The following is a 1,099-nucleotide window of genomic DNA, read 5'->3' as shown; positions in this document are numbered from 1 at the left end:
TGTCACCCGAGGTGGACGCGGTGCTGTCCCGGTATCCGTTGCGCGAGTTGGTGACCGCGTCGGACGCGATGCCGCTGCTCGTGGAGCGGGAGCGGGCCCTGTTCGGTTCGTGGTACGAGTTCTTCCCGCGCTCGGAGGGCACGGCCGAGCAGCCGCACGGCACCTTCCGTACCGCCGCCCGGCGGCTGAGGGCGATCGCGGAGATGGGCTTCGACGTCGTCTACCTCCCGCCGGTCCATCCGATCGGCACGACGTTCCGCAAGGGCCGCAACAACTCCCTCACCGCCCGTCCCGACGATGTCGGGGTGCCCTGGGCGATCGGCTCCCCGGAGGGCGGGCACGACGCGGTCCACCCCGCTCTGGGCACGCTCGAGGACTTCGACCACTTCGTGGGCCGGGCCCGGGAGTTGGGCCTGGAGGTGGCCCTGGACTTCGCTCTGCAGTGCTCCCCGGACCATCCGTGGGTGCACAAGCATCCGGAGTGGTTCCACCACCGCCCCGACGGCACGATCGCCCACGCGGAGAACCCGCCGAAGAAGTACCAGGACATCTACCCGATCGCGTTCGACGCCGACATGGACGGCCTGGTCGCCGAGACGGTGCGGGTGCTGCGGCACTGGATGGCGCACGGGGTGCGGATCTTCCGGGTCGACAACCCGCACACCAAGCCGGTCGTGTTCTGGGAGCGGGTGATCGGGGAGGTCAACGGCGCCGACCCGGACGTCATCTTCCTGGCGGAGGCCTTCACCCGCCCCGCGATGATGCACACCCTGGCGCAGATCGGTTTCCAGCAGTCGTACACGTACTTCACCTGGCGCAACGACAAGCAGGAGCTGACGCAGTACCTGACCGAACTGTCGGGTGAGGCCGCCTCCTACATGCGGCCCAATCTGTTCGCCAACACCCCCGACATCCTGCACGCCTACCTCCAGCACGGCGGCCGGCCCGCCTTCGAGATCCGTGCCGTGCTCGCCGCCACCCTCTCCCCCACCTGGGGCATCTACAGCGGCTACGAACTGTGCGAGAACACCCCGCTCAGGGCCGGCAGCGAGGAGTACCTGGACTCCGAGAAGTACCAGCTCAAACCCCGCGACTGGGA

Annotated in this window: 1 pseudogene; it reads left to right on the top strand. The window is 68.8% G+C overall.

The window, feature by feature from the left end:
* Positions 1–1,099 (top strand): annotated as a pseudogene (locus FB157_RS47025) (alpha-1,4-glucan--maltose-1-phosphate maltosyltransferase); the annotation flags it as partial.

It is taken from the genome of Streptomyces sp. BK340 (assembly GCF_007827595.1).
In the GTDB taxonomy this organism is placed as follows: Bacteria; Actinomycetota; Actinomycetes; order Streptomycetales; family Streptomycetaceae; genus Streptomyces.
The sequence above is the reverse complement of the archived record's forward strand: the minus strand, read 5'-3'. Positions and strand labels throughout refer to the sequence as shown.